We start from the raw sequence: 26,537 nt of genomic DNA on the forward strand, positions 1-26,537 counted from the left end.
CCGGTGACGAAGAGACTTCAGATCTTCGTCACCGGCCGTGCGTTCTGCGTGAGCAAAGACGCGATCAGCTCCTGGCGGGTCGGGAGCCGATGACCTCAGCCCGCTCGTCTCGGTTGAACTGCCGCAGCTGGGTCACATGAGCCGGGCTGAGTTCTGAGACATCCGCCACCTGCAGCAGTCGCATGGTGCGCTCGACCTGCTCGCCGAGGATCTCGATCGCCCGATCCACACCTTCCCGACCGCCGGCCATGAGACCGAAGAGGTAGGCGCGGCCGATGAGCGTGAAGTCGGCGCCGAGAGCCAGCGAAGCGACGATATCGGCGCCGTTGCGGATGCCGGTGTCGATGATGATCTCTACGTCCTTGCCGATCTCACGAGCCACCTCGGGGAGGAGTTCGAAAGGCACCGGTGCACGGTCGAGCTGGCGTCCGCCATGATTGGACAGGACGATCGAATCGACGCCGAGGTCGGCGAGCTTCTTCGCATCTTCGAGCGTCTGCACGCCTTTGACCGAGAACTTGCCGGGCCACATGGCGCGGATCTCAGCGAGGTCGTCGAAGTCGATCGAGGGATCCATCGCCGAATCGAGGAGTTCGCCGACGGTGCCGCCTGTCTCGGACAGGGAGGCGAATTCGAGCTTCGGGGTGGTCAGGAAGTCCCACCACCACCAGGGTCGCGGGATCGCGTTGATGATCGTCTGCGGCGTCAGCTGCGGCGGAATGGAGAAGCCGTTGCGGGTGTCGCGCAGGCGGGCACCGGCCACGGGGGCGTCGACGGTGAAGAACAGGGTGTCGAACCCGGCGTTCTTCGCCCGCTCGACCAGCCCATAGGAGGTGTCGCGCTGCTTCATGACGTAGAGCTGGAACCAGTTCCGTCCATGCGGGTTGGCCTTCTTCACGTCTTCGATCGAGGTCGTGCCCAGTGTCGAGAGTGTGAACGGGATGCCTGCGGCACCGGCGGCACCGGCACCGGCCGTCTCGCCCTCGGTCTGCATGAGTCGAGTGAAGCCGGTCGGCGCGATGCCGAAGGGCATCGCCGAGCTGCCGCCCATGATCTGGGTGGAGGTGTCGACGTTCGTGACGTCCTTGAGGATCGAGGGGTGGAACTCGATATCGCGGAAGGACTGCACCGACCGCTCCATCGAGATCTCGCCCTCGGCGGCACCGTCGGTGTAGTCGAAGGCCGCGGCCGGGGTCCGCCGTTTGGCGATCCTGCGCAGGTCGTCGATCGTCAGCGCGTTCTCCAGGCGGCGCTTCTTCGGGTCGAGCTCGAACTTCTTGAACTTCATAAGGTCGAAGATCTCGGCGGGCTGCGGGATCTGTCTCTTGACCATGTGTATTGCTCCTTACTTCTGCGTTGGAATGGGTACTGGCAGGTGGGGGTGGGTGCGGCGCGCGTCCGGCACCCGGGGAAGTCAGGTGCGAATCATGCCGGCACCATCCAGGACAGCACGGTGGACTGCAGGCCGACGAGGAGGCACATGAGCACGAGCATACTCAGCGACCACCAGATCACCTTGCGGAAGATCGCGGACTCCTGACCGAGCAGGCCGACGGCGGTCGCCGCGATCGTGAGGTTCTGCGGGCTGACCATCTTGCCGACGACGCCTCCCGAGCTGTTCGCGCCGACGAGCAGCAGCGGATCGATTCCGGCGTTCTCGGCCGCGGTCTGCTGGAGAGTTGCGAAGAGCGCGTTGGCGCTCGTGTCCGAACCAGTCACGGCTGTGCCCAACCATCCGAGGATGGGCGAGAGGAAGGCGAAGAGCGCACCGGTTCCGGCGATCCAAGTGCCGATCGTGATCGTCTGTCCGGAGAAGTTCATGACATAGGCGAGCGCGAGGACGAAGCCGACGGTGAGGATCGCAAAGCGCATCTTCACGAGGTTGTCGATGTAGGTCTTCCATCCGTCCTTGGCCGTAATGCCGAAGGTCACGGCGATGATGAGCCCCGAGATGAGCAGCAGCGTGCCCGGCGAGGACAGCCACTGGAAGTTGTAGACCGTGCTCGTCGAGGGTTCGCCGGTCGCCGTGAGCAGATTGCCGTCGAGGCCCGGCCAGGGGATCTTCACATCCGTGCTGGCGAGCCAGTCGTTGATCGCCGGGACGAGCTTGCAAACCGAGAAGATGACGACGATGAGCAGGTAGGGGAAGAGCGCGAGGAACACCCGGGAACCGGTCAGCGGCTGCGTCTTCGTTCCCTCGGTGGTCTTGAGAGCACCGGCGGCGGAGCCGGCATCGGGGGTGTCGGTGTTCTCGTGTTCGCGTTCGATCGCCATCTTGTCCAGTGCGTCCTGGCCGCCCACCGGCTTCCAGAAGCGGAGCATGATGACGGCAGCGGCGAGTCCGGCGAGCGAGGAGACGATGTCGGTGAGCTCGACCGAGAGCAGGTTCGACGACACCCACTGGGCGGCGGCGAAGACGATGCCGACGACGAGCGCCAGCGGCCACATCTGCTTCAGTCCGCGTCTGCCGTCGACGAGGAAGACGAGGAAGAGCGGGACGATGGCGGCGAGCAGCGGGGTCTGGTGACCGACCATCGCGCCGATGTCCTGGTAGTCGATGCCGGTCAGGGTGCCGGCGGTGATGATCGGCGTCGCGATCGCACCGAAGGCCACAGGCGCGGTATTGGCGACGAGGACGACGACGGCCGCGCGCATCGCGGTGAAGCCGACAGCGACGAGCATGACACCGGTGATCGCGACGGGAGCCCCGAATCCGGCCAGCGCCTCGAGCAGGCCGCCGAAGCAGAAGGCGACGAGGATCGCCTGCACCCGCGGGTCGCTCGAGATGACGTTGATGACGAGGCGGAGGTCCTCGAACCGCCCGGAACGGACGGTGAGTTCGTAGATCCAGATCGCGTTGACGACGATCCACATGATCGGGAACAGGCCGAAGGCGAAGCCTTGGGTGGCAGAGAGCCCGGCAAGACCGGCTGGCATCCCGTAGGCGAAGACCGCCACAGCGAGCGCCACGACGACCGAGGCGATACCGGCCAGATAGGCCTTCCATTTGAGAACACCGAGAGTGATGAAGATCGTCAGCAGCGGCAGCAGTGCCAACAGTGACGACCACAGCAGACTGTCGGCGATCGGGGCGAGGTCGGGTGTGTACATGAGGTCTCCATCGAGGTTCGTGTTCGCTCACGGCGGCGCGATTCCTCAGCGAATGCGCGTCAATCGCGGACGAACGAACGGTTCCGGGATGGTCTTTATGAGGTCAGACCATTAATGTGATCGTAGGGCCGAGTGTGATCCGCGTCAAGCATCCGTCCGAAATCCGATGGGCTGCACCGAGGCTGCCCGGGGGCTGGGTCCCGGAACCTGGACCGGGGGACTCGGTCCGAAGGCCCGGTCCGAGGAGCGGTCCGACGAGTGGACCCAAGGCGTGCGAGAATCACGTGAGCATGATGACCGACATGGAGAGGAACTGACATGGAGAGGAGGGGCGAGTGATGGCCGATGCCGATTGGAAGCCTGTGAACAGGTCGTCGACCTATGAGCTCGTCATCGATGCGATCGAGGAGCGCATCATCGCCGGCGACCTGGGCGTGGGAGACCTGCTGCCGGCCGAACGCGACCTCGCCTCGAAGCTCGGAGTCAGCCGCGCGAGCGTCCGCGAGGCCCTCCGCGTCCTCGAGAGCCTCGGCGTCGTCCGCGCGAGCGGCGGGTCAGGACGCGGAGCCGGGACCTTCATCGCCGCTATGCCCACCGCCGCGCTCACCCGCTTCCTCCGCCTTCACGTGGCACTGACGAACTTCAGCCTCAGCGACGTCATCGAAACCCGCGTCCAACTCGAGCAGTCGAGCGCCGTGCTCGCCGCGACCCGCGCCGATGAGGATGCCCTGGCCGTCATCAACGCGCAGCTGGCGATCATGGACACCCCCGGGGTCAGCCTCGAGGCCTTCAACGACGCCGACACGGCCTTCCACGTCGCCATCGCCCAGGCTGCGGGAAACCAGCTCTTCTCCGATCTCACGGGAGCGATCCGAACCTCTCTGCGCGGGCCCATCTTCGCGTCGTTCCACCAGGTCGACGATCCGCAGGAGCTCATGTCCCGGCTGCAGGCCCAACACCATCAGATCATGGACGCCATCATCGCCGGCAGGACGGAGGAAGCGGCGAAAGTGACGGAGGAGCACATCCGGTTCGCAACCTCGGAGCTCCCCGGACTCACCGAAACCTGAGCAGCCCCGTCCCTTGCTACCTGACGGCGGCCCAGCAACCTTGCGCCAGGTTGCTGGGCCGCCGTCAGGTAGCAAATAGGGTTTACTGCTCGTCGGGGCGCTGGGCCACCTCGGCGGTCTCTGCTTCGATCCTCTCCGCATCGGCCGTCCGCTTCGCCTCTCGCCTCTCCGCCTTGTGCGCCGCCCGGGTCTCCTTGCGTCGTTCGACGAGGAGGTAGAGGGCGGGGACGAGGATGAGCGTGAGCACCGTCGATGAGGTGAGCCCGCCGATGACGACGATCGCCAGCGGCTGCGAGATGAAGACTCCCCCACCGGTGAGGCCCAACGACATCGGCACGAGTGCGAAGATCGTCGCTGCCGCGGTCATGAAGATCGGTCGCAGGCGCAGCCGGGTGCCGTGGACGATCGCGTCCATGAGGTCCAGGCCGTCCTCGCGGAGCTTGTTGATGAGGTCGATGAGCACGATCGCATTCGTCACGACGATGCCGATGAGCATGAGCAGACCGATGAGCGAGGGAATGCCCAGAGGAGTGTCCGTGATCAGCAGGAGCAGCACGGCACCCGTCGCGGCGAAGGGGATCGACACCAGCAGGATGAGCGGCTGAACGAAGCTGCGGAACGTCGCGATCATGACGAGGAGCACGAGCACGATCGCCACGGCCATGGCCACCCCGAGCTGACCGAAGGAATCGGCCTGCTCCTGGCTCGCGCCGCCGACATCGAAGCTCACACCCTCAGGCAGATCCATCGTCTCGGTCAGATCGGTGGCCGCAGCGGTGACCGATTCGAGTTGCCCGTCGGCCGGGGTCGCGAACACCGTGACCTGACGGTCCCCATCGGCCCGGTCGATCGTCGCCGGGGTCTCGGTCCTCTTCACCTTCGCGATCTCGTCGACGGTGATCGGGTCGCCCGTGATGTCGGGGATGGCGGCCTGCTCGTCGGCGAGGCTCTGTTCCTCCTCCTGGCTCTGCTCCTGTTCACGCTGACCGTCGACGAGGTCGTCGATCGCGTCATTGGCATCCTTCAGTCCCTTCTCGGCCTGTTCGACTCCTTCGCGGGCCTGTTCCACCTGATCGGCGGCCATCTCATCGGGACTCGGTGCCGGCGGCGGATTCTCCGCCTCGCGCAGCGCCTTGCGAGCCTCTTCGAGCTGGTCGGCGGCATCGTCGCGGGCCTCGCGCGCTTGATCGAGCTGCTCGGCCGAATCGTCGGCGGCCTTGCGTTTGGCCTCCTCGGCGCGGGCGTCGGACTTCTCCTCGACCCGGTCGGTGGCCTCCTCCTGGGCGTTCTGGGTCTGCACTTCTGTGACGGGCAGTTCGAGGGCCCGGATCTCATCCGGGGTCGCATCCGGGTGGGTCGGGGCGAGGAAGATGTCGCGTTCCTTACCTTCGAGCGTCAGCGTTCCCGCCTCGGTGCCGTGCAGGGCCGCGGCGATCGCCTGGCCGACCTCGGCCTGGCTGTAGCCGTAGTCGGCGGCCTTCTCCCGGTCGACGTCGACCTCGATGACCGGCTGGTCGGCGGCGAGGTCGTTGCGGGCGTTCCGCACGCCGTCGGTGTCGGCCATCTTCTCCGTCACCTCGTCGGCGGCTTTGCGCAGGGCACCCAAGTCGGTGCCCGAGAGCGTGACCTCGACGTCGTCGCTGACGGATCCGCCGGCGTCCTGAACGTCGATCTCACCGGCGTCCTTCCCGAGGTCACCCAGCTGGGTGCGGATCCGGTTCGTCGCGACCTCGGCCTCGGAGTCCTCGGCGAGGGTGACGTTGAACTGGTTCTCGGCTCCGGACTCCGGGCCGTTGACCGTCGTCGAGTAGGTCTCAACGTCCGGGTCGTCGCCGAGGACGGCCTCGACGCGCTTGGCCGCCTTGTCGGCGGCTTCCAGCGAAGCACCGGCCGGCAGAGTCTGGGTGATGTTCAGCGAGTTGGCTCCGGCCGAACCGAGCAGGTCGGTCTTGAGGAAGGTCGCACCCATCATCGTGACGAGGAAGATGATCACGGAGAACGCGATGGTCCGCCAGGGGTGGTGCAGGGCAGAGATGATGGCGGGCAGGCTGCGCTGCTGGAGCCGGTCGACCCGTCCGGAGGCCTCTCCGTCCCCTGGTGCCGGTGAGACGACAGGTTCGACGGTCGCATCCGGCAGCAGGTCCTTGTCCTTGGCTGCGCGTTTGGCGTTCTTCTTCTCGATCGTCTTCTGGCGGCGTTCGGCACGAGCCACGGACTTCTTGTGCTGCTTGGCGGTCCACAGTTCGAAGCTGCGGTCGGTGGCGGCCTGCCGTTTGGGTGAGAGGGGTTTGGGGCTGCGACGCAGCACCCAGTAGCTGAAGACCGGGACGATCGTCAGCGCCACGACCAGCGAGGCGAGCAGTGCGAGGGAGACGATGACGGAGAAGGGTCGGAAGAGCTGTCCGGCGATGCCGTCGACGAAGGCGATGGGCAGGAACACCGCGACTGTGGTCAGGGTCGAGGCGGTGATGGCTCCGGCCACCTGCTTGACGCTGGCGACGATGTCGTTGACAGTCAGGTCGGTCGTGCCCTGGCGCCTGCGGATGTTCTCGATGACGACGATGGAGTCATCGACGACGCGGCCGACGGCGATCGTCAGGGCTCCGAGGGTGAGGATGTTGAGCGTGTAGTCGCCGACCTGGAGGCCGATCATCGCGATGAGCAGTGACATCGGGATCGAGATCGCGGCGACGATGGTCGAGCGGAAGGAGCCGAGGAAGGCGAGGATGACGAAGATCGCGAAGATCAGGCCGAGCCCGCCTTCGACAGAGAGGTCGTGGATCGACTTCTCGATCTCCGGCGCCTGGTCGAAGATCGTCGAGAATTCCGTGTCGTCGCCGAGCTTCGGGCCCACCCGATCGAGGGTGTCGGCGACCTTGTGGGAGACGTCGACGACGTTGGCGTCCTGGTCCTTGGTCACCGAGACGGACACGGAGTCCTTGCCGTCGGCGCGTGACAGGGAGGTCTTCTCGATCGAGTCGAGGTCGACGTCGGCGACATCGCCGAGCAGCACTGTGCCGTCCTGGGTGCGCAGCGGCGTCTTCTCGATCTGTTTGACGGCGTCGACCTCGGTGCCGACCTCCACGGCCATCGAAGTGTCTCCCTGGCTGCTACGACCGGCGGGGACGACGGTGCCGGCGGCTTCGAGTTCGTCGGGGACCGAGGATTCGACGACGTTCTTCTCCGCAACATCTTCGGGCCGGAAGTCGATGGTCACCCGCTGCTCGTCCTGGCCTGTGACCTCGACGTTCGAGACTCCGTCGAGGGCGCGCAGCTCGGGGACGAGGTCGGACTCGAGCCGGTCGCCGAGCGTCTTCGGGTCTCCGCCGGAGACGGCGAACATCGACACCGGAAGGTCGTCCATCTGATAAGACAGGACCTCGACCTCGGCGTCGTCGGGCAGATTCGACTTCGCTCCGTCCACGGCCGAACGGATCGAGTCGGTCATCTTCTCGGAGTCCTCGCCGAAGGGCCAGGACACCTCGGCGGTCATCATCCCCGACGAGGTGGAGGTGGTCACCGATTCGAGCTCGCCGACCCCCTCGAGCGCTGTCTCCAGCGGTTTCGTCACGGTCTCCTCGACGACCTCCGGGGAGGCGCCGGGCACGGTCGCCTGCACCGAGGTGCTGGGCAGGTCGACCGAGGGCATCGTCTCCTGGTTGAGCGAGGTGGTCGCGACGACGCCGAAGACGGCGATCACGAGGGTGAGCAGTCCGACGATGAGGCGGTTCTTCAGACTCATCCGGGTGATCAGGGACACGGGTTCCTCCGGGTTCGGGGGTGGTGGCTTGCGGTCGGTTCGTTGCGGTCGGCGGTGGGGCAGCGTATTCAGTCTTCCGGGTCGAGGTGCATCTTCGCGTCGGCCGAAAGGTGTCAACCGTGTCCCCCAAAGGGATGATTCCGCTCGAACGCCGGCCTGGTTCGGCTCTTGGCTTCCGGCCTCTGATTCGACCCTAGGCATCCGGTTCGGGATCGGGCGCGGGTGTTTCCCTCCGGACCACCCTCATGAAACGCGGAGAACTCCCGGAGGATTGCCTGAGTTCAGGGCCTGTTGTCGGAGCCCAGGGTCAGTCGGAGACCGGCGGAGGCCGCGTTCGCCTGCGTCGGTGCTGATCAGCTGTGCAGGCGCACGTGGTGAAGGAGGCGTTCGGCGCGGTCCGTCCCGGCATTATGGTCAGTGCCGGTCTCCGGGTCCGCGTCGGGACTGAGCGCGGAGGTGAGAGCGGAGCGGGCCGCCTCGGCGTCGAAATCCTCACCGATGACGACGAGGACGCTGTCGGCGTCGGGCAGATCCGGGGCCTGTCCGGTCTGCTCGGAGACATAGACGTTCGGGCCCACGGCCTGGACTCCGAACCGGACTCGACGTGGTCCCACATCGACGAGCACGGTGCCTTTGACCCGATACACCCCGGCAGGGAGGTCCTCGACGAAGTCCATCACCGCATCCGGGTCGGCGCAGCCGGTGCCGGTGACGGTCACCGACTGGGCGTGCCGGTGCGGTAGGGCCGTCTCATCCTCACCGGTCTGCTCGGTCGCGGCCTCAGCATAGGCCTGACGCAGCAGTTCTCGGATGGGCAGTTCGGGTTGGATCGATTCCTCGCCGACTGAGGCGCTACCTCGGCGACGGTTCGCGTATTCGGCCTCCCCCACTCCGGGATCGAAGATCAGGGCCGGGTCGAGGCGGGCGTGGTGTGTGCCGATGACGATCACGCGCGGATTGCGCTGGTGGACGCGGTCGCGGACGGCTTCGATCGCGGCGTCACGGTCGGGTTCGGGCAGCTGATCGAGCTTGTTGACCAACACCAATGTCGTCGCCGCGTAGCGCAGCGGCGGCAGGTGTGAGGTATCGACAGTCTGGAAGTGCATGGTCGCGTCGACGACGTCGATGACCCCGCCGAGGTGGAACCGATGGCGGCCCATGCGGGTGACCATCCGCGCCAGGGTCAGCGGTTCGGCGAAGCCACTGGCCTCGACGATGATCGCGTCGAGGCGGAGGCTCGGATCCGTCATCGCCACCAGCGCGTCCTCGAGTGAGGAGTCATCGGTCAGGCAGCAGATGCAGCCGCCGGAGATCGAGAACGGTTCGTCGACCTGCCCGACGACGAGCCCGGCGTCGATGTTGAGTTCGCCGAAATCGTTGACGATGACGCCGATGCGGGCGTCGGGGTGGCGCAGCAGATGGTTGAGCAGGCTCGTCTTCCCGGCACCGAGGTAGCCGGTGAGCAGGATGACCGGAATCGCCGGTCTGCGCCGAGCTCCGCTCATGTCGTCTCCTGTGCTGGTGCTGTCTGCTCGATTTCTCGCCCACTAATGGTAACGTGTTTCATTACTTCTTCCGCATATGCACGGTCACGCATATGCGGGTTCATTCGGGATCATCGAGGAGGGTCTCAATCATGGCAGCTCCGGAGAAGAAGACTCGCAGCACCGCGCAGAAGGCCCTCATCCGCGACGCCCTGGCCTCCGAAACTCGGTTCGTCTCGGCCAAGCAGCTCCACCGCAGGCTCGAGGACGACGGTGCAAGCGTGGGTCTGGCCACCGTCTACCGGCAGCTCAACGCACTCGGCCGCAGCGGCGACGCCGATACGATCACGATCGGCGAGACGCAGCTCTTCCGCGCCTGCGCGCAGAGCGAGCACCACCACCACCTCGTGTGCGAACACTGCGGCACAGCCGTCGAGGTCGATCCGCCCAGCGAAGACTGGATGCGCACCGTGGCCGGTTCGCACGGCTTCGAGATCACCCACCACGTGTTCGAGATCTTCGGCATCTGCGCCGACTGCCGAGCCGCCGGAACTGACTGAGTTCCGCGGTCGTCAGCCTCGGTGCGCGGTGTCCCAGGCGGGAAAGTCGTCGGGATACTCCAGCCAGGCCATCGGTCCGGCAAGCAGCTCAGCGTCGGTGAGCACAGCGCGTTCCAGCGCTTCCCGCAGCCCCGCCTCGTCGAGGTCGACGCCGATGAAGGCCAACTCCTGCCCCAGCGCCAACAGTTCGGCCCCCTCGCCGAGGTAGGGCCCGGCCGTCAGCGGTGCGAGCATGAGTCGCGTCGCCGTCTGATCCCAGTGCGCCGTCACGTAGGGTCGCGATGCCAGGCGCGCGAATCCCGCCGACCGGACGATGCGTCCCCAACAGCCATCACCGAGCGCGGCGGTGAGCACTGCCTGCAGTCGCTGCGGATGGAAGGGCCGGGCCTGTTCATAGCGGAAGCCTGAGGCGCGCGCGGAGCCCGCGGTGCCTGGGAGGTCTGCGACGGAATCGTCGGCGCCAGGGCGGGCGCCCCCGGGCTGGTTGTCGTCGGTCCAGGCACCTCCCGGATATGCAGGAGTTGGGAACTCCGAATTCAGCAGCGCCGTCCACCCGGCCGAGGGCGGTCGATGAGTGAAGTCCCAGCACACGGGCTCGTGCACCGCTCCGGGGTCGAGGACGAATCGATGAGCCTCGGGGGCGAGATGAGCGATGAGGTCGACCGCCTCGGCGAATTCGTGCGCTGGGGCATCGCCGGATTCGTGCGCTGGATCCTCAGGACCGATCGGACCCAGCAGGGCCAGGGTCGAGGCGAACTCGACCTGACCGACGAGCCGAACGCAGCGGTCCTCCTCTTCGAGGTCGCCGGACAGGCACGTGAGGTCGACGACGCAGACGAGGTCACTGAGCACCGCCGGCGAATCGGCCGCACTCATCGCCCCGATCACCTCCGGGCAGGCAGTGTCGCCCGCGTATTCGAGGACGAATCCGCGGATGTCCGCGGTCATTCCGAGGAGGCCGACGAGGCGGTCGATGGCGTCGATGCCCTGCTCGGTCTGCTCGGCGGGCACAAATACATAACCCCGGGCCTTAGCCAAGTCCATCGCATAGCGGCGACGCTCGTGAGCACAGAGCCCGACCACGGCGATCGCGTCGATTCCGGCCACCACCGGCCCCTGCACTCGGTCAACCGGCCTCTGCGCCCGTCCGGTCGGCTCACCTGATCGTTCGGCTGGCTCCTGCATTCGCATCCTTCCCACTGAGGTCATAGTATTATCGTTAATAATACTCATTCTCACCAAGGAGTCACAGCCATGAAGGTTCGCAATTCCCTCCGCTCACTGAAGTCGCAGCCGGGTTCACAGGTGGTGCGTCGGCGCGGACGCGTCTTCGTCATCAACAAGAAGAATCCGAAGTTCAAGGCCCGGCAGGGCTGAGAGGCCTCGCCGTCCGACAGCGCCTGCGGCTTGGTGACGCGACACCAGCTTGGTGCATGGACCAGGCTGGTGTCGCGTCACCGAGCGGTCGAGCGGCTCAGCCTCGGTCGAACAGCTCCGGGACACCTCGACGAGCCTGCGCGTCTGGCGGATATGGGCGGCCATGACCGCCTCAGCGGATTCGACGGCCGCCCCCATCGGCGGCCGCTTCAGGGACCGCATCGGTCACTCCAGCCGGGCTCGGATCTCGTCGAGCTCGGCTGCGGTGTCGAAATCGCTCACCACGTTCGGATCGACGTCGACGACGGCGGGGTCGAACCCGGCGAAGAGGCGCTTGACCGCTCCGTCAGTGGGGTCGCCGATGTCGGCCAGGCGAGCGCGCAGCAGTTCGGTCGGCCACGCGGCACAGAGGAACTGCGTCTTCCCCCGGTCGTCCGTACCCGTGGCCGGTCCGCCGTTCGCCCTGCAGGTGCGGATGAGCTCGCCGAGGTGGCCCGTCGTGATCATCGGCATGTCCCCAGCGAGGATGAGAGTGACGCCTGCAGGCGGCGCGACCCCGTCTGCCGGCGGGATCAACGTTGCGTCGGCGGGCGGCATCGCCGACGCAGCCTGCTGGATCGCCGCGACGGCGGCCGCGATCCCGGCCAGGGGTCCGGCGAAGGCGGGGTCCTCCCGGACCTCGCACACGTCGTCCCGCTCCGTCTCCGAGAGGCCGTCCAAAGGTCCGGCCACCCACACCCCAACGCCAACACCGGCGCCGGCGCCGCGCACGTTCGACCCGTCGGCGCCGATGTCGGCACCGTCGTCGAGACCGCGGATACTTGCGAGAATCCGCGAGATCGTCGACCTTCCGCCCACGGCAACGCCGGGTTTATGAACGCCGTCGAACCTCCGGGAGCGCCCGCCGGTGAGAATGATCGCGTTGACCGTCATGCTTCGATCGTACCGACCGACAGAATCCCGATCGATCTCCGTCACCGATCCCACCGACCGCCGCCCTCACCAACCGCCCACACCGCACTCACCGACCCGCGACAACGAAATCCGCAACGCGAGCCAAGCGAATCGGCGCTAGTCTGGGCGGGAACACACCCACCTCGCGCACGCACCGTCGGGTGCGCCGCGCACCGTCGAGTGCCCGAAGGATGAATATGTCGAAGTTCGATGTCGTCGAAGCGTCCATCGCCGAACTGCGAGCCGCCCTCGAGGACGGCAGCACCACCTCGGTGGAGCTCGTCGAGGCCTATCAGGACCGGATCGCGGCCTTCGATGCACCCGACACCGAGACCAGACTCAACTCTGTCATCGTGGCCAATCCGCAGGCCCTCGCCGAGGCGGCCGCCTCCGACGAACGGCGAGCGAACGGTGACGTGCGCGGCCCCCTCGACGGAATCCCGTACACGGCAAAGGATTCGTACATGGTCGCCGGTCTCACCGTCGCCTCCGGATCCCCGGCGTTTTCCGACCTCGTCGCACAGAAGGATGCCTTCACGATCGAACGGCTGCGTGCCGGCGGAGCCATCTGCCTGGGGCTGACGAACATGCCGCCGATGGCCAACGGCGGCATGCAGCGCGGACTCTACGGTCGCGCCGAGAGCCCCTACAACGCCGACTGGCTGACCAGTGCCTTCGCCTCCGGATCGTCGAACGGGTCGGGCACGGCCACGACGGCGAGCTTCGCAGCCTTCGGCCTCGGCGAGGAGACGTGGTCCTCGGGCCGGGCACCGGCCTCGCACAATGCGCTCATCGCCTACACCCCCTCCCGCGGGGTCATCAGCGTGCGCGGCAACTGGCCGCTCGTGCCGACGATGGACGTCGTCGTCCCCCACACCCGCACGATGGCCGACCTCGTCGAAGTCCTCGACGTCATCGTCGGTGATGACGCTGAGACCCGCGGGGATTTCTGGCGCGTCCAGCCATGGGTGGAGATCCCTGCCGCGAGTACCGTGCGCCCGGATTCCTACGCCTCACTGCTGCCGAGAAGCGCCGAGGCGGCCCGCGCGGTGCTCGCCGGGAAGCGCCTCGGGGTGCCGCGGATGTACATCAACGCCGATGAGGAGGCGGGGACGAACCCGGACGGCGGCATCGGCGGGCCCACGGGCGGACGGATCGACACCCGCGCCTCGGTGATGGAGGCGTGGGAGGCCGCGCGGGCCGATCTCGAGGCAGTCGGCGCCGAGGTGGTCGACACGGATTTCCCGGTCGTGAGCAATTACGAGGGCGACCGCCTCGGCGCTCCGACGATCAGCACTCGTGGTCTCGTCTCGCCCGCCTACCTCGACCGGGAGATCAACGATCTCTCCTCGTGGGCGTGGGACGACTTCCTCTCAGCCAACGGAGATCCGAACCTGAACACCCTCGCTGAGGTGGACGGAGCGTCGATCTTCCCGCATCCGGCAGGTGCGCTGCCCGATCGGTACACAGGCTTCGACGATGACATCGCTACCTACCCCGAGCAGGTGCGGACCAATGGGTACACATCGGTCACGGACATTCCCGAACTCGAGTCCGGTGTGCGCGGACTCGAGGAGACGAGGCGGGTCGACCTCGAGGAGTGGATGGATGCCAACGGTCTCGACGCGGTGATCTTCCCGGCGATGGCCGATGTGGGTCCGGCGGATATGGACGTCAATGAGGCCTCGGCGGATCTCGGGTGGCGCAACGGAACCTGGGTGGCCAACGGCAACCTCGTGCCCCGCCACCTCGGCATCCCCTCAGTGACGGTGCCGATGGGCACGATGGGCGACACCGGGATTCCGGTGGGTCTGACGATCGCCGGTCGCGGCTGGGACGATTCCGCTCTCATCGAGATCGCTGCCGCATTCGAGGCCACGGGCGACCGGCGCGAGATGCCGTCGCGAACGCCGAGGCTGTAGGACTCCGTCAGCCCTTGGCTTCCAGATCCCGCCGGCGCCTCGCGGCGTCACGCAGCTGCATCCACCCGGCGAGGATGAACCACAGAAGGAACGGGTAGGCGGCGATGCGTTCGATGATGCCGATCGGCAGTCCCCACTCCTCGGGAAGGGCCATGAGCACGGTCCCGATGAGGCCGAACACTGCCAGACCGGTCGTCAGAACGCCGAATTCGGCCCGCCCGATCCATCGCTTCTCCGGCCGCCGGATCAGCGCGATACCGGCTGCGAGAAGGCCGAGGTTCTGCACCGCGGCGCCGCCGAAGCCGAACACCGCGTGGGTGGTGGGGTCGATGTCGGCGGGGACCATTCCGGTTCCGGCCAGCAGGATGCCGCCGCCGGCGAGCAGGAACGACCCGCACCGACCCCAGACGGTCGGGGCGATCCAGTCGTGCCAGACGAAGGCGATGATCGCGAGCATCGCTCCGGCGATGATGGCGACCCCGTTGACAAGCGGGTGGGCCGGTGAACACACTTCGATCGGTGATTCGGCGTCGCCCCACTCCCCGCATCCGGTCATGCCCAGGTGGCTGATCGACTGCTGCGCGAAGGAGTAGGACCCTTCGGAGACCAGTGCGGCGGGGATCTCGATGAGGATGGCGAGCACGCCGGCGAGCACGGCGAGGAGTGCCCACACCCGCTCGGGTTTGGGCGAAACGCGAATGGTGCCGGACCCGGCCACCTCGGTCCCTCCGTGTGACAACCTCGGATGCTGTTTACGCTATCACTGCGGCAGCCTGAAACCTTCTGGTGAACCTGCAGCACCCCTGGCGTGTCGGGCCGTCGAGGTGGAACAGTGTTGCCCATGGTCGATTTTACGGTTCTCGCCGAACGCGCCTTCACACTGCTGCAGGGACATCACCAGGACGATCCGCTCGTGCTGCCGACCGTCTGGGACGCCTGGTCAGCCCGCGCCATGGTCGACGTCGGGTTCAACGCCCTGAGCATCGGCTCCCATCCGTTGGCCGATTCGCTCGGCCACGGCGACGGGGAGAACATGACGCTCGAGCAGGCGCTCGAGGGGATCTCACGCATCACCTCCGCGGTGGATGTGCCGGTCACCGCGGACCTCGAGTCCGGCTACGACACCCCTGCTCCCGAGCTCATCGCCGGACTCCTCGAGGCCGGTGCCGTGGGCGTGAACATCGAAGACACCGTCCACAGTCGGGGCAGCATGCGCAGTCCGGAGGAGCACGCCGAGTACATCTGGAGCCTCCGCCAGGCCGCCGAGGCCCAACGCGTGCACGTCGTCATCAATGCCCGCACCGACGTATTCAAATACCCGGGCGACTTCGAGGATCCCACCGCCGAGGTGGTCCGCCGCCTGCGTCTGTGCACCGAGGCGGGCGCGGACTCCGTCTACCCCGTACGACTGCCCGATGTGGGCACGCTCAAGTCGATCCTCGCTCAGATCACACTGCCGCTCAACGTCACTGCACACCCGATCAAGGGAGCCGTTCCCGAGGAGCTCGACCTCGCTCAGCTCGGCGAGCTCGGAGTCAGCCGCGTGACCTTCGGCCCGTTGCTGCAGGCGGCACTGACCGACTGCTTCTCCGATTTCACCCGAACCTGGAGGTAGCCCCGCCCCGACGAGCACGACCGATTCCACCGACGCTCCTGTCCGGCACCACCGATGAGCACGACACACCCCATCAATTGAGGAGATGCAATGCCAGTCAATCCCCGTGAGGGCCAGCCCATCTGGATCGACTACACGTGCCACGAGTTCGAGTCCACGACGAAGTTCTACTCGGAGATCTTCGGGTGGGAGTTCACCGATCAAGGCCCGGATTTCGGCCACTACAACATGATCACAAAGGACGGAACGACCATCGGCGGTGCCATGCGCGCGGTCAATATGGACGGCACCCCGAATCCGCTGATCCCGGCGATGTGGACGACCTACCTCCACACGGCCGACATCACCGCCGTCTACGGCAAGGCACTCGAGGCCGGTGCCGCGCCGGTCGTCGACCCCATGGCTGTCGGGCCGTTGGGACACATGGGAGTGATCACCGACCCCACCGGAGCCGGCGTCGGACTGTGGCAGCCGGGAGAGTTCACCGGTTTCGACACGCCACTGACTCCGGGAACTCCGGTGTGGTTCGAGCTGATGACGCTCAACTACCAGCTCGCCCTCGAGTTCTACCGGGACGTCTTCTCATTCGACATCACCGAGATGGAGGGATACCCGTACGCAACCCACGGAGCCGACGAAGACGCTGTCGCAGGGATCTGCGACGCCAGCCAATGGACCCAGGTGTCGTACTGGCGGCATTACATCAACGTCGAGGACACCGACGCCACGGCCACACGAATCAGTGAACTCGGCGGCACGATCCTCGCCGGTCCCGAAAGCTCGCCCTATGGCAGGATCGCCACTGTCGCCGATCCCGAAGGAGCGACGTTCCAGCTCCAGCAGAACCCGTAAGCCCTGGTCTGTCGCATCGATGACCGCACCGCAGGCGGGTGATGCCGACCGACTCGCACCGCTGCGGCGGCGTCTCCTCAGCCTCGGGGTTGGGGAGATCGTCGCCGCAGCGGTCTTCGCTGTCGTCCCGTCCTGGCTGCCGTTCATTGCTGCTGACGGCGCCGAGGCGGCGCTGTGGTTCTCGCTGTCCCCGCTGCTCTTCGTGCTCGTCCAGGGCGGGCGTATTGGCTGCTCGCCCGGCACCACCTTCCCGAGCCGATTCCGCGAGCGGTCGCTCGCATCTACCAGTGTTTTCGGATCCTCGATCCGGTGCTGCTCCTCGCCTGCACCGTCGGTGCCATCGTCATGTGGCCGGGCATGAGCCTGAGCGCGTTCGTCATCGTGGTCGTCTGGCTGTTCGCGGTGGCCGAATACATCAACTACTTCCACATCCGGCTGTCATACCCGTGGCAGACGTGGACTTCGCAGATCGGCCGATGGTCGACACCGAGGCTGGCCCGGGATCTGCGGCGGGCTGTCTGAGCCTCAGGCCCGCAGGGCCAGTGCGAATGGCAGCACCGAGGTGGCCCCGGCATTGCGCAGCAGCCTGGCGCAGATCGTCATCGTCCACCGGGAGACGACCTCGTCATCGACGAGCAGCACCGACTTCCCAGCCACCGCTTCCTCGACCTCGGGTGGGACGACGAAGGCCTCAAACAGGTCTTTGACACGGAAGGCGCTGTTGACGTCGGGGGTGCCGTGGTCGCCGACCTGCAGCAGTTCGCCACCGTCGACGAGGCGACCGGCCGCAGCGAGATTGGCAGCCAGAGACCGCACGGTCACTGGACGACGGGCGCTCGGGATCGATACAACCACCTCGGGGCGGGTGGCCCAGTCCCACTGACCGAGCACTTCGAGGCACCATTTGCCGATCTGGCCGGGCACCTCGGCATCGGGAGCATCGGGGGCGAGGAACGATCGGAGGCTCTGCCCCTGCCCGAGGTCGGAGAGGCGGGCGATCGCACGCCCCTCCTCGGCGAGTTCTTCGGCGGGGATCCGACCCTTGAGCGGGACACCGATGTTAGCCAGGCCGCTGGGCCAGGTGCTGCGCGGTTCGATGGGCAGGCCGATCTTGTGGAGGTTCCCGGCGGCAGCCTGACGCTGTTCGTCGGAGATCTCGGCGGAGAACCACACGCCGGCGCAGTTGTCGCAGCGTCCGCAGGGCTGCGGGTCGGGGTCGTCGAGCTGGCGGATGAGGAACTCCATCCGGCACCGCCCGGTCGCTTCGTAGTCGAGCATTGCCCGGGCTTCCTCGGCGCGCACGGCCGCGACCTTCTCATACCGTTCCCGGTCGTAGGTCCAGCCCTGACCGGTCGAGACGTATCCGCCCTTGACCTTGGTCACGGCGTCTTCGACCTCGAGGGTCTTGAGCAGCAGGGTCAGGCGGGAGCGTTTGGTGCCGACGAGCGTCTCCAAGCGGGCCACGGACAGGGGACCGTCCGCCTCGGCGAGGGCGGAGAGCACGGCGTTCGCGTCGTTCTGGTTCGGCATCGACGCGGTCGCGAAGTACTCCCAGATCTGTTCGTCTTCCACACCGGGCAGCAGGAGGACATCGGCGGAGTCGGTGGCGCGGCCGGCGCGGCCGACCTGCTGGTAGTAGGCGACGGCGGATGACGGGGCACCGATGTGGATGACGAATCCGAGGTCGGGTTTGTCGAAGCCCATCCCCAGCGCCGAAGTGGCCACGAGCGCCTTGAGTCGGTTGTCCTTGAGCTGGCCTTCGAGGTCCGCGCGCTCTTCGGCATCCGTGCGGCCGGTGTAGGCGCGGACTTCGTGGCCCTGTTCGCGCAGCATTCGGGTGATGTCTTCGGCGGCGGAGACGGTGAGCGTGTAGACGATGCCGGACCCGGTGAAGTCGTTGAGGTGTGAGGACAGCCAGGCGATGCGGGCGCTCGCGTCGAGCCCGGGCAGGACGCCGAGGCGCAGGGAGTCGCGGGCGAGTTCGCCGCGGACGACGGTGGTGTCGTTGCCGAGCTGTTCGGCGACGTCGGTGACGACGCGGGAGTTCGCGGTTGCGGTCGTCGCGAGGACTGGGGTGTCGCGGGGCAGTTCGGCCAGGATGTGGCCGATGCGGCGGTAGTCGGGGCGGAAGTCGTGGCCCCAGTCGGAGATGCAGTGGGCTTCGTCGACGACGATGAGGCCGAGGAACCTCAGCAGCTGCGGCAGGACTTCGTCGCGGAACTGCGGATTGTTCAGCCGCTCCGGGGAGACGAGGAGGACGTCGAGACTGCCGGCTTTGAGGTCGTCGAGAACGGAGTCCCATTCGGTGACGTTCGAGGAGTTGAGGCTCGCGGCCCGGACCCCGGCGCGTTCGGCCGCGGCGATCTGGTCGCGCATGAGTGCCAACAGCGGGGAGATGATGAGGCTGGGGCCGGTCCCGGCGGCGCGGAGCATACGGGTGGCGACGAAGTAGACGGCCGACTTGCCCCACCCGGTGCGTTGGACGACGAGGACGCGCTTCTTCGCCTCCACGAGGTCGCGGATGGATTCGAGCTGGCCGTCGCGGAACTGCGCGTTCGAGTTGGCGGTCAGCTCGGCGAGGATCCGCTGGGCTTCGATGGCGAAGTCGTCGGGTGCGGCCGGGGCGGGTGGGGATGTCGGGGTGCTTTCCGTCATGGGGCCAGTCTAGGTCGAGGCACTGACGCGGCCTCTGTCCGACCACCTCGGCGGCGGATCAGCGCAGCGCGAGCTCGATGCCCAGGGTCGCGAGCACTCCGAAGAGCACGCCCCAGAGAATGATCGAGATGATCTGCCAGACGGCGACGACGTTGCGGTTGGCACCGAAGCCGACCATCGCCGAGGACGTGATCTGCGAGGGCAGGAGGGTCTGGCCGAGCAGCGAGACGCCGGGGACACCGAACTTGTCGAACATGCGCTTGAGCCGCTGCCGCTTCGGCTTCTCGTCGACCTCCTTGTTCTTCGTCGCCTTGTCGCGGATAGCTCCTGCACCGTAGACGAAGATCAGCATCGAGACGACGTTGCCGATCACCGCGACGAGGACCGCGATGACAGGGTGGAGGCCGATGGCGACACCGATGACCGCACCGAAGTAGGACTCGACGAACGGGATCGCGGAGGCGAGCATGACGCCCACCCACTGCAGCCAGTCGGGGAATGATGCGGCGAAGTTCTGAATGCTCTCGATCATGGGGCTCAGCTTTCGTTTCGGGGCCTCTGGTCGTTCGGGCACTTTATTGTTCGAACGCCGCACCTGATTGCTAGTACAGCGTGCCAGTACGTTGTACTATACAGTGAACGAGACCAGCGCTGTCAAGGATGGAGCAAGGAGGACGAATGTCGAAGCGTGATGACATCATCGCCGCCGCGATCAGGTTGGCCGAGAACTCGGAGCCCGGCCAGGCGAACCTCAGCGTGCGCGCGGTCGCCCAGGAAGCAGGCGTCGGAGCATCGACGCTGCGCCACTACTTCCCGACACAGTCCGATCTCCACGAGGCGGTTGCGCGCAAGTCGATCGACACCGTCATCAATGACTTCTCGATCGCCGATTCGACGATCGATCCCGTCGATCGCCTCTACGAGTGCTGCGCTCAGTTCCTGCCGACTCACGAGCACAGGGACATCCAACTCGAGGTCTGGTTCTCCATGCACCTACGCGCACTCGGACCCGAGCCTCGCGCTGTCTCGCGCCGACTCCTCGAGCACGGTCACACGGTCACCTATGACAGCATGCACCAATGGCTGAACCGCCTCGCCGACGAAGGGCACATAGCCGCAGACGAGGTGGATCCGATCGCAAAGGCACTCTTCACGACCGTCGACGGAATCGCCCTGCATTCGATCATCACGCCGGAGACCATGACCGTCGACGTCGCACACGCGCAGCTCAGGTGGATGATCGAGAAACTCCTCAGCTGAGCGTCACAGCCAAATACAAGGGTCACCAAGGCCGTGTCAGTGCCGTTCATAGACTTAGAAGCATGGGCCCCAAGACGCTCGACCGCCTGCTCTACATAGATGACTCCGGGCACCCTGCATCCGGACTCGTCGTCTACGGCTGGATCGAGTTCAACCCAAACCGTTGGCATGACGTTCTCGGACAGTGGCTGAGCCATCGCAAGCGGCTATGGCGGGACTTCGGCATCGCCGTCCCACAAGAACTCCACATGACAGAGTATGCGCTTGGTCGCGGACGCATCTCTCGGCGTCTGCCGGACCGCTTCGTTCGCTCCGATGGCACTGAACTATGGAAGGACTTCGGCGGCGAGGTGGCCCGGGCCAGCCTCTCCACACTTCGGTCGACTGGAGGACTTCGGGTGGGCGCCGTCTATCGGCAGGCGACTCGCGCTACCTGGGCTCCTGCAAGCTCCGACGTCTATAGTCGACTGATTGCGAAACTTGAGGATGAGATGGCCGGCGGATCGTCGCTGGCAATGCTCTTCATGGACGGAGACGACTCAGAGACGTCGTATCGTGAGGCCCATCGCGCATTGCCCCGGGCCACGCGTCGAGTCATCGAGGATCCGATCTACACCGATTCGAAGTCATCGCAGCTCATGCAGATGGCCGACCATGTTGCGTGGTGCGCCAACGCTGCGATCGCTAGGGTCCCCAAGCACGCATTTGCTCACGGTTGGTACGAAGAGTATCTGTCAGCTCGAGACACTCAACGACGCCCTCAAGCCATTTAAGTGAACCAGACACAGCTAGACCCCCCTGATCCACGCGTGTGGGGGAGGTCTGCACTCATTATGGTAGCTCACTCGAAGTGAGCAGTCTATGCTCGAAGCAGTCCGATCAAACGGCTGAGAGCCATGGCCGAAAACTCCTCCCCTATGCCTCTACCGAACCTCAATCGTTGCAACCCGAGGCACTGCAGTGAATGTGCGCATCACGCCAACATATCCTGCAGTTGAGCACCGCCCAGGAGGTGGAGATGCGGATGGAGAATCCGCTGGTTGGTGTCGGGCCCGAAGTTCCACGCCAGTCGAAACCCCCGCCCCTGCAGTCCACGCTCAGCCGCCAGTTGGGACGCGGTCTTCATGAGTCGACCAACTGATTCCGGTTCAGAACTGAGGTAGCTGGGCAGATCCTCGTAGTGCGATCGAGGAAACAAGAGGACGTGAATCGGGGCCATCGGCCGAAGCGGGGCGATTCCAAGGAACTCGTGATTCTCAAAAAGAATCGTAGCCTGCTCCTCTTTCAAGTCCACCTTGCATAAGACGCATTCCATACTTCAAGTATCCCGGTTGACCGAAGGTACGCCACCGAACCATTAGATTTGAGTCATGTCCAATGATGCACAGTCTTTCCAGATGCCATTCACCCGCACCCCACGTGACTTCAGCGGGTTTCCGATGCCTCCTTCCGTTCCGAAGGGCATGCGCCTCGAACTGAGCCGTTCGAGAATTCGCCCCGGCCAAGAAGACACCTTCGATGAGTGGATGGGCATGCTCAACAGCAGGCCCGAAGAGCTGCAGGAGGGCCTTCCCGCAGAGCGGCAGGTATTCGAAGCAACATTTCGTCACATCGAGGCAGACGGTTCCACATGGATCTATCACCTCTCACTCATGGGCGAAGACGGTCGAGGCAACGATGAATCAATACCCATCGACGCCGCGCACGTCGCCTACAGCAAGAAGGCGAAGGAACCTGGCTGGGAAGAGCTCGAGCCGCGATTCATGCTGACACCCGCCCCATTACTCGAATCGATGAAACGTTATGCCGAGTTCGGACACGACAAAGACTGAATCCTACGATTCGCTTCAGGCCCCTCACCGCATCACTTCGGCCGCCGCCTTGAGCGCCTCGGTCAGCCGGGAGAGCTTGTCCGACGCCAGCGTCCAGTGATGCCAATAGAGCGGGACGTCGGCGTTCGGTGAGGCGGTGATCGGAACGAGGTGATCGCCGAGTTCGCCGAGGTCGTCGAGCTGCATGATCGGGATCATGCCCCAACCGACACCGGCGGCAACGGCTGCCGCGAATTCCGTCGAGCTCGGCACCACCGACGTCGGAGGCACCCCCTCCACTCCCGCGGCCGCAAGGAAGTTCAGCTGCAGGTCGTCGTCACGGCCGAAGTTCACCATGGGCAGGGTCGCAAGATCCACCTCGGCGAGGGAAGCCGAATCCGATCGTGAACCCGCAGGAGCACGCGAACCCGAACCCTCACGCGCCGTCATTCCTCCATGCCGCTCGAGCAGTGATCGTGCGGCGACCGCGACGTAGCGCATCGACCCGAGACGTTGGACCTGAGTGCCGTAGGCACTCGCCTCCGCCGAGGTGATCGTTCCGAGCACCTCCCCCGACGTCAGCAGCGGCAGGGCCTTGTCCTGGTCGACGACATCGATGCGGATGACGACATCGTCCCAGGCGGCCACCTCGGCGAAGACGGGCCGGAACCACGTCGCTAGGGAGTCGGCGTTCACCCCGATCCGCAGCACCGTCGGCTCTCGCCGCCCTCCACGCGCACCGGCACCGTCCGGAACATCCGCGGCGATCCCGTGGAGCCGGTCGAGCGCTTCGGACTCGAGCAGCTCGACCTGGCGGGCGTAGCGGAGGACGGCGGTGCCCGCCTCGGTGACGGTGATCGGATTCGTCCGCCGAATAAGCACCTGCCCGAGCTTCGACTCGAGCGTGCGAATGCGCTGACTCGCCGCCGAGGCGGTGATCCCGAGGACGAACGCGCCACCCTCGACAGTCCCCTCGTCGACGACCGCTGCGAGCGCTTTGACGTGATCGATGTTCATGAAGCAATTCTGCATCAGATGAAGAGATTGTTGTTTTTCTTCATTCGTTTCGGAGCATAGTGTGGCCTCCGTGCTTACTCATCTCGTCTCCGGTCTGCTCGCCGGCTGGTCGCTCATCATCGCCGTCGGCCCGCAGAACGCGCTCGTCCTGCGCCAGGGCATCCGACGCGAACACCTCGGCGTCGTGCTCACGATCTGCATCCTCGCCGACATTGTCCTCATCGGCTCAGGCACCGTGGGCATCGGAGCGATCGTCCTCCTCGCACCGTGGGCGCTCGAGGTGCTGCGCTGGCTGGGTGTGGCCTACCTGCTGTGGTTCGCGTGGACGAGCCTGAAGTCTGCACGGGAGGCGAGCGGGCTCAAGGCCGACACCGAGCAGCGCAGTCTGCGCTCGATCATCCTCACCACGCTCGCGCTCACCTTCCTCAACCCCGGGGTCTACCTCGACACCGTCGTCATGCTCGGCAACCTCGCCAACCAGCAGGGACCCGGCAACGTCTGGCCGTTCACGATCGGAGCGATGCTCGGCTCGGTGAGCTGGTTCCTCGCCATCGGGTACGGCGCCCGCGGGCTCTCTGGTTATCTGGCCCGGCCGCGTGTGTGGCAGGTCCTCGACGTCGCGATCGCCGTCGTCCTCGTCATCCTCGCCGTCCGGCTGGCGCTGGGGTAGGGGCCGACGAGGTGCTGGCACTCGGTCAACACAGGCACGAGGCGGGGTGCTGCTGAGTCGGCATGCCAAGCGGAGTTCCGGACGGTTCGTGCGGTTTTCAGTCTGCGAATCCCGCACGGAACGACCTGAACTCGGCCGGCGGACCGGATTCCTCGCCTCGCACCCGGTTGTTAGGTCAATCCACCGAGGCGGCCCTCCACCTCCTACAAGCTCAGGCTCGGGTGGAGCTGGGTGAGCGTGACCATCCGTTTGCGCGCACACACCACCACGGTCGCGGCCAGGCAGATGAGCGTCATCAGCAGCAGCACGACCGCCGACTGTGCTGCGATGAACATGTCGCCGCCGGCGATGAGCGTGCGCAGCCCGTTGACCGCATGCGTCATCGGCAGGAACGGCGAAATGGCCTGGAATATGCCCGGCGCCGTCTGGACCGGATAGGTCCCTCCTGCCGAGGCGATCTGGATCATCAGCAGCACGAGGGCGATGAGCCTGCCGACACCGCCGAGCGCCGCCACACACAATTGGTGCACGGCATGGAAGCTCGCGGCCACGAGGATCGAGAACAGCAGGGTTCCCACCCACGCTCCGGCAGAGAAGTCGAGGGCGAAGGTGAGCACGAGATAGAGCACCGCGACCTGCGCCGCACCGAAGAGCAGCCCGGGAACGTAGCCGGCCCAGGCGATCCTCGACGACGACGCCGATGAGGTCAGCGCCCGGTACGGGATCGCGTTGAGCACCATGTAGGTGATCATGCCGCCGATCCACAGCGCCAGGGACACGAAGAACGCGGCCAAGCCCTCACCGTAAGCGTCGACGGCATTGTCTTTGACCTTATCCGCGTCGACCGGCACGGCGACGACGTCGGAGCGGTTTTCACGATCGTTCTTGTCATACGTCGGGATCTGCTTGAGACCGTCCTCAAGCCCGTCGGCAAGCTCACCCGAGCCGTCTTCCAGCTTTCCAGCACCCTTGTCGAGCTTCGTCGAACCATCGACGAGCTTCGAGGAACCGTCCTTGAGGTCACCGACTCCGGTCTTCGCCTTCGCGGTCCCGTCCTTGAGCTGGACGATCCCGTCGTTGAGGTCCCCGGCTCCCTTCGCCAGCTTCCCCGCACCGGCGTCGAGCTTGACCAGGCCCGAGTGCAGATCATCCGCACCGGTCGCGACCTCCTGTGCGCCGTCGTCGAGCTTGCCGATCTTCTTGTCGGCATCGTGGATCTTGTCCATGACGTCATCGACGGCGTCCTTGACCGGGTCCTCGAGGTCCTTCGCCTTGTCCTTTGCGTCCTTCGCACGCGAGTGCGCATCATCGAGGTCTCCGCCGAGGGTGTCGACATCGTCGGAGAGCTTCGCGACGTCGGGATCGTCCGGGTACTTCTCCTTCAGCTTCTCGACCCGGTCGTCGACGTCGCCGTTGACCGATGTGCGGGCGGTCTCGAAGTCGTCTTCGGCCCGCTCGAGCTTGGGACGAGTCCCGTCGACGAGGTCGTCGGCCTTCTTCTTGAGATCATCGGCCTTGTCCGTGGCATCGTCGGCGACATCACGGAGCTGCCCCGTCCCGTCGGCGACCTGCCCAGCACCGTCGGCGAGCTTCTTCGAACCGTTCTTCGCCTCGGTGGTGGACTCGGACAGAGCATCGGCACCATTCTTGAGATCCCCACTGCCCTTGACGAGCTTGCCGGCACCGTCGTCGAGGTCGATGATCCCGGTCTGCAGAGTGCCGACTCCCTTGTCGAGCTTCGTCGTACCGTCGACGAGCGATCCGGTTCCGTCGTGCAGGTCGGAGGCGCCGTCGTGGAGGTCCGAGGCGCCGTTCGCGGCCTTCTCGGTCTGCGAATGGATGTCGTTGAACCCGACGTAGACCTGGGAGACATACTCGGCTGTGGTCGTCTTGTTCAATCCGGACTTGATCTCGGTGAGCACGGTATTCGCCACCTGGCCGACGATGAAGTTGTGGGCATCATCGGTGCGCAGCTGCAGTCCCGCCTGCTCGGGGTCGTCGCCGCCGGTGGAGACGAGATTCTTCGAGAAGCCCTCGGGGATTTCGAGGATCGCGAAGTACTTGCCCTCGGCCAGACCGTCGTCGGCTTCCTCCTGACTGGTCTCGGTCCAATCGAAGCCACCCTCGCCCTTCGGTGTGATCTCGTCGACGAGCTCATCACCGGCATGCAGGGATTCCCCGTCGGAGTTCGGCTTCTTCGCCCCGGTGTCCTCGTTGACGACCGCCGCCTGCAGCTTGTCGAGGTTGTCCGTCGGGTTCCAGTTCGAGGCCAGGTAGAGGCCGCCGTAGATGGCGGGGATGACGGCGATGACGATCATCGCCAGGCGCGTGATCGTGTGCCGTTTGAACCGTGAGAGTTCTAGCCAGGGAAGGGAGAACATGCGGGAATCTCCTCGGAATCGAGATCGTGGTGCAGGAA

At 65.8% G+C, this 26,537-nt stretch carries 23 protein-coding genes; 11 read left to right on the forward strand and 12 right to left on the reverse strand.

Annotated elements, in window-relative coordinates; genetic code table 11:
- Nucleotides 1–64 precede the first annotated feature (64 nt).
- The gene (locus tag HK401_RS12075; RefSeq protein ID WP_181274926.1) at nt 65–1,333 is read right to left on the reverse strand and encodes an alpha-hydroxy acid oxidase; all 1,269 of its coding nucleotides are present in this window, start codon (nt 1,331–1,333) and stop codon (nt 65–67) included.
- Nucleotides 1,334–1,425: 92 nt separating this feature from the next.
- Nucleotides 1,426–3,111, reverse strand: coding sequence for an L-lactate permease (locus tag HK401_RS12080; RefSeq protein WP_181274927.1), 1,686 nt, complete (start codon nt 3,109–3,111; stop codon nt 1,426–1,428).
- A 338-nt stretch (nt 3,112–3,449) separates the two neighbouring features.
- Between HK401_RS12080 and HK401_RS12085 the strand changes: the two genes are divergently transcribed.
- A complete protein-coding gene (locus tag HK401_RS12085; RefSeq protein ID WP_181274928.1) occupies nt 3,450–4,181 on the forward strand; it encodes a FadR/GntR family transcriptional regulator in 732 nt (243 codons plus the stop codon).
- Between the two features lie 82 nt (nt 4,182–4,263).
- Here HK401_RS12085 and HK401_RS12090 read toward each other — a convergent pair whose 3' ends face one another.
- The gene (locus HK401_RS12090; protein ID WP_181275180.1) at nt 4,264–7,923 is read right to left on the reverse strand and encodes an efflux RND transporter permease subunit; all 3,660 of its coding nucleotides are present in this window, start codon (nt 7,921–7,923) and stop codon (nt 4,264–4,266) included.
- Between the two features lie 371 nt (nt 7,924–8,294).
- Nucleotides 8,295–9,446, reverse strand: coding sequence for a CobW family GTP-binding protein (locus tag HK401_RS12095; RefSeq protein WP_181274929.1), 1,152 nt, complete (start codon nt 9,444–9,446; stop codon nt 8,295–8,297).
- A gap of 131 nt (nt 9,447–9,577) precedes the next feature.
- Between HK401_RS12095 and HK401_RS12100 the strand changes: the two genes are divergently transcribed.
- Complete coding sequence (locus HK401_RS12100) at nt 9,578–9,985, forward strand: Fur family transcriptional regulator (RefSeq protein WP_181274930.1); 408 nt, start codon at nt 9,578–9,580, stop codon at nt 9,983–9,985.
- Between the two features lie 12 nt (nt 9,986–9,997).
- Here HK401_RS12100 and HK401_RS12105 read toward each other — a convergent pair whose 3' ends face one another.
- Nucleotides 9,998–11,170 carry a CobW family GTP-binding protein gene (locus HK401_RS12105; RefSeq protein ID WP_181274931.1) on the reverse strand — a complete coding sequence of 391 codons (1,173 nt, stop codon included), beginning with the start codon at nt 11,168–11,170 and terminating at the stop codon, nt 9,998–10,000.
- 69 nt (nt 11,171–11,239) lie between these two features.
- Between HK401_RS12105 and ykgO the strand changes: the two genes are divergently transcribed.
- Complete coding sequence (gene ykgO / locus HK401_RS12110; RefSeq protein ID WP_166974327.1) at nt 11,240–11,362, forward strand: type B 50S ribosomal protein L36; 123 nt, start codon at nt 11,240–11,242, stop codon at nt 11,360–11,362.
- A gap of 225 nt (nt 11,363–11,587) precedes the next feature.
- On the opposite strand, the gene mobA is transcribed toward ykgO, so the two are convergent.
- The gene (mobA, locus tag HK401_RS12115) at nt 11,588–12,295 is read right to left on the reverse strand and encodes a molybdenum cofactor guanylyltransferase (protein ID WP_181274932.1); all 708 of its coding nucleotides are present in this window, start codon (nt 12,293–12,295) and stop codon (nt 11,588–11,590) included.
- Nucleotides 12,296–12,513: 218 nt separating this feature from the next.
- Between mobA and HK401_RS12120 the strand changes: the two genes are divergently transcribed.
- Nucleotides 12,514–14,238: an amidase gene (locus HK401_RS12120; RefSeq protein WP_181274933.1), complete on the forward strand. Its 1,725-nt coding sequence runs from the start codon at nt 12,514–12,516 to the stop codon at nt 14,236–14,238.
- A 7-nt stretch (nt 14,239–14,245) separates the two neighbouring features.
- On the opposite strand, the gene HK401_RS12125 is transcribed toward HK401_RS12120, so the two are convergent.
- A complete protein-coding gene (locus tag HK401_RS12125; RefSeq protein WP_181274934.1) occupies nt 14,246–14,977 on the reverse strand; it encodes a DUF998 domain-containing protein in 732 nt (243 codons plus the stop codon).
- Between the two features lie 102 nt (nt 14,978–15,079).
- On the opposite strand from HK401_RS12125, the gene HK401_RS12130 reads away from it, so the two are divergent.
- From HK401_RS12130 to HK401_RS12140, 3 genes are all read left to right on the forward strand, one after another.
- Nucleotides 15,080–15,853, forward strand: coding sequence for an isocitrate lyase/PEP mutase family protein (locus HK401_RS12130; RefSeq protein ID WP_181274935.1), 774 nt, complete (start codon nt 15,080–15,082; stop codon nt 15,851–15,853).
- 90 nt (nt 15,854–15,943) lie between these two features.
- Complete coding sequence (locus tag HK401_RS12135; RefSeq protein ID WP_181274936.1) at nt 15,944–16,705, forward strand: VOC family protein; 762 nt, start codon at nt 15,944–15,946, stop codon at nt 16,703–16,705.
- A gap of 174 nt (nt 16,706–16,879) precedes the next feature.
- Complete coding sequence (locus HK401_RS12140) at nt 16,880–17,227, forward strand: hypothetical protein (protein ID WP_181274937.1); 348 nt, start codon at nt 16,880–16,882, stop codon at nt 17,225–17,227.
- Nucleotides 17,228–17,230: 3 nt separating this feature from the next.
- Here the strand turns inward: HK401_RS12140 and HK401_RS12145 are convergent, their stop codons facing one another.
- Together HK401_RS12145 and HK401_RS12150 are read right to left on the reverse strand one after the other, a co-directional pair.
- A complete protein-coding gene (locus HK401_RS12145) occupies nt 17,231–19,360 on the reverse strand; it encodes a RecQ family ATP-dependent DNA helicase (RefSeq protein WP_181274938.1) in 2,130 nt (709 codons plus the stop codon).
- Between the two features lie 58 nt (nt 19,361–19,418).
- Complete coding sequence (locus HK401_RS12150; protein ID WP_181274939.1) at nt 19,419–19,892, reverse strand: hypothetical protein; 474 nt, start codon at nt 19,890–19,892, stop codon at nt 19,419–19,421.
- A gap of 146 nt (nt 19,893–20,038) precedes the next feature.
- Between HK401_RS12150 and HK401_RS12155 the strand changes: the two genes are divergently transcribed.
- Together HK401_RS12155 and HK401_RS12160 are read left to right on the forward strand one after the other, a co-directional pair.
- Complete coding sequence (locus tag HK401_RS12155) at nt 20,039–20,620, forward strand: TetR/AcrR family transcriptional regulator (protein ID WP_181274940.1); 582 nt, start codon at nt 20,039–20,041, stop codon at nt 20,618–20,620.
- 62 nt (nt 20,621–20,682) lie between these two features.
- Nucleotides 20,683–21,393 carry a DUF3800 domain-containing protein gene (locus tag HK401_RS12160; RefSeq protein WP_181274941.1) on the forward strand — a complete coding sequence of 237 codons (711 nt, stop codon included), beginning with the start codon at nt 20,683–20,685 and terminating at the stop codon, nt 21,391–21,393.
- Nucleotides 21,394–21,593: 200 nt separating this feature from the next.
- Here HK401_RS12160 and HK401_RS12165 read toward each other — a convergent pair whose 3' ends face one another.
- Entirely contained in the window at nt 21,594–21,935 is a 342-nt protein-coding gene (locus tag HK401_RS12165) for an HIT domain-containing protein (protein WP_258234177.1), read from the reverse strand.
- 55 nt (nt 21,936–21,990) lie between these two features.
- On the opposite strand from HK401_RS12165, the gene HK401_RS12170 reads away from it, so the two are divergent.
- On the forward strand, nt 21,991–22,452 hold the full coding sequence (locus HK401_RS12170; protein ID WP_258234178.1) for a DUF6176 family protein: 462 nt from the start codon (nt 21,991–21,993) through the stop codon (nt 22,450–22,452).
- Between the two features lie 24 nt (nt 22,453–22,476).
- Here HK401_RS12170 and HK401_RS12175 read toward each other — a convergent pair whose 3' ends face one another.
- Nucleotides 22,477–23,448, reverse strand: a complete 972-nt coding sequence (locus tag HK401_RS12175; protein ID WP_181274943.1) for an ArgP/LysG family DNA-binding transcriptional regulator — start codon at nt 23,446–23,448, stop codon at nt 22,477–22,479.
- 70 nt (nt 23,449–23,518) lie between these two features.
- On the opposite strand from HK401_RS12175, the gene HK401_RS12180 reads away from it, so the two are divergent.
- A complete protein-coding gene (locus tag HK401_RS12180) occupies nt 23,519–24,118 on the forward strand; it encodes a LysE/ArgO family amino acid transporter (RefSeq protein ID WP_181274944.1) in 600 nt (199 codons plus the stop codon).
- A 203-nt stretch (nt 24,119–24,321) separates the two neighbouring features.
- On the opposite strand, the gene HK401_RS12185 is transcribed toward HK401_RS12180, so the two are convergent.
- Nucleotides 24,322–26,499: a YhgE/Pip domain-containing protein gene (locus HK401_RS12185; protein ID WP_181274945.1), complete on the reverse strand. Its 2,178-nt coding sequence runs from the start codon at nt 26,497–26,499 to the stop codon at nt 24,322–24,324.
- Nucleotides 26,500–26,537 lie beyond the last annotated feature (38 nt).

Origin of the sequence: Brevibacterium oceani (genome assembly GCF_013623835.1) — a bacterium.
GTDB classification, from domain to species: Bacteria; Actinomycetota; Actinomycetes; order Actinomycetales; family Brevibacteriaceae; genus Brevibacterium; species Brevibacterium oceani.